Origin of the sequence: Vibrio sp. V04_P4A5T148 (genome assembly GCF_963875605.1) — a bacterium.
GTDB lineage: Bacteria > Pseudomonadota > Gammaproteobacteria > Enterobacterales > Vibrionaceae > Vibrio > Vibrio anguillarum.
Genome location: NZ_CAWNMS010000008.1, coordinates 1 through 2,441 on the forward strand (window position 1 = coordinate 1; position 2,441 = coordinate 2,441).

Here is a 2,441-nt window from a genome sequence, read left to right on the forward strand (position 1 = left end):
CATTGAAGCTTAAGCATAACAAACGGTTCAAGAGGGACAGCCAACGCGTGGCATTTTTACTGTGCGTTGGTTTTTGTGGTTACGGTGTTATGCGGAAGCTTGGTAATGGCGTTGGCTGCCCCTTAACCGGGCGTTAGCTGAGGTTAAGAAAAATCATGAAATTACGTGTTTATTTTTCTTAGTCTGAGGCTCTAGCTTTACACCTGAAAGTCTGCACTTTTCCGCGTATCTCGCCAGTGGCACTGTTCGTGAAGTGTTTGAACTAACCGAAGTCTTCTTACGGGAAGTGGTGTGTTTGTTTATTTCTTTGGTGTGGCTTCTTTGGTTTGAGGCTCTTTCGCGCTTAAGTTGATTTCGCGCACTTGGTTGTTGGCTTCTTCGAAAGAATTCTTTGTAAATTTAAGTCCTAGAAGCTCGTCAGTATCTCGGTTATTTCTTCTTTGCCAAGTGCGTTTCGTGGATTAGGTTTTAGTTTCTAAATTGTCCGTTTTACTTTGTCGTTTGAAAGCAATAATGTTTTTTAAATTAGGCTGTTGGGTAGTGAATCTCCGGCTAAAGTGCAGCAGCTAACAAACGGCTCAAGAGGGATTGCCAACGCTTGGCGGTTTTAGTGCAAAATTGAAGTTCAGTGTTTACAGTGTGTTTTTTGAGTTCGGCTATGCGTTGTCAGCCCCTTAGCCGGGCGTTAGCTTAAAACAATAAAAATCAATTGTTTGCTGCTTGTTCTTTCTTCCATTGGCAATTCGCTCAAGTTTATCGGCAAACCAGTATTGTTTGCCAACGCGAGTTTTTAGCGGTTGCCTCAATTGAGTTTTGGGGTTGCGCGAGGTTAGCCAGTCTGGCGCAAAGTCGTTTTGGCAGTTTTGCTTTCGCGTTGAGTTTTCCGAAAGTGATTTGTCAAAATTTGTTGATTTTAAAAGCAAATGAAAGGCCACAAAGCTTGAGCCAATTCGGGTTTTAAAACTCAAGCAGTTTGTTGGTTTCCTAAATCAGGTTAATCTTGGGCTTAGTAAATCTAAGGTGCTGAAATTTAAGCTAACAAACTGCTTAAGCGGGATTCGCAATGCGTGGCATTTTCAGCATGCGGTGAGTTTTGTGATTAAGGCGGTGTGCGGTAGCTTTCGTAGTGCATTGCTCACCCCTTAGCAGGGCGTTATGCAACTCAGGTAAATTTAAGGGTTCGATTTTTTGAGGTTTCTCCGGCCATTCGTTTTGTGTTGTCGGCAAATGAGCATTTTTACCCTAAAATTCGTGGTGAACTCAAGCCGTAAAACAGGCAAGGTTCTTTGTTTGCCTCAATGAGTTTTGGTGCTGGTTTGTTGTCAATTCAGCGGGCGCAAAGTGTAGAAAGGGCAAGTTTATCGATTATTCTGTATTTGCTGAAGGTCTCGCTCGTTGAGTTTTCCTGATTCAAAAGCTTGGTTTGTTGCTGAAAGGTGGACTTTGTTTTGGCAGCTTATTTGTCACCGCTCTTACTTTGGTTGATTCTTGAATCACTCAACCATTGCGATGGTTGCTTTTGGTCGTGTAAAGTCAGTTTATCTCATTGAATTTGCATAACAAACGGCTCAAGAGGGATTGCCAACGCGTGGCGGCTTTAGTGCAAAATTGAAGTTCAGTGTTTACAGTGTGTTTTTTTGAGTTCGGCTATGCGTTGTCAACCCCTTAGCCGGGCGTTATGCAGTTCTACAGGCTCAACGGAAACTAAAAAGCGTCAGCCCAATATATTTGAACTGACGGAACTTTACTCTTTGTATCTCAGGTGTTTATTCTGCGGCTTTTACTCTGATTTTGCTTTTGGCAACGTCAGAAAGGTTTAGGCTAGAAATTGCAGCATTAGCTTCGTTTTCATTTGGCATTTCGACAAAAGCAAAGCCTTTTGATTGACCTGTTACTTGGTCTAAGACAAGCGTGCATTCGGCTACAGAGCCATGAGCTGAGAATAAAACACGAAGTTCTTGTTCAGTTGTAGAGCGAGATAGATTGCGAACTAAAAGTTTCATGATGAACCAATTGGTAGTAAATGACAGTGCGAATTGTGGCAGCTAAAGGTAAGTTTGGCTAAGCAATTCGTTCTTTACACTTAGTATTGGTTAAAAAACCGCATAACAAACGGTTAAAGAGGGACTGCCAACGCGTGGCGGTTTTTGTTCAAATCAACATTTGTGATTACGGTTGTTATTTTAAGTTCTGTGTTTTGCGTTGTCAGCCCCTTAACCGGGCGTTAGGCAAGGTGAGTTTTTATCAGCTAAATCGAGTTTGAATTGAACGGTAAATTCCATGTTTTGTGGCTTAATTTAAGCAATAAATAATCATCACATATTTGTTGTTTCTTGATCGCGTTGGGTTGTTTAGCGCTGTGAGTTTAGCGGCAAAATAACCTTCAGCATCCAAACGTCCGCCGAGCATGCTACGCTCGTCACTTTTCTTCCAAATCGCTC

At 42.1% G+C, this 2,441-nt stretch carries 1 protein-coding gene; it reads right to left on the reverse strand.

Annotated features, from left to right (window positions below; translation table 11 throughout):
• Nucleotides 1-1,766: 1,766 nt before the first annotated feature.
• Nucleotides 1,767-2,003: an RNA recognition motif domain-containing protein gene (locus AACT18_RS00105; RefSeq protein ID WP_013867767.1), complete on the reverse strand. Its 237-nt coding sequence runs from the start codon at nucleotides 2,001-2,003 to the stop codon at nucleotides 1,767-1,769.
• Nucleotides 2,004-2,441: the final 438 nt, after the last annotated feature.

Excerpts from the sequence above, each read along its gene's own strand:
- AACT18_RS00105 (WP_013867767.1), bottom strand. The coding sequence starts at position 2,003 with ATGAAACTTTTAGTTCGCAATCTATCTCGCTCTACAACTGAACAAGAA.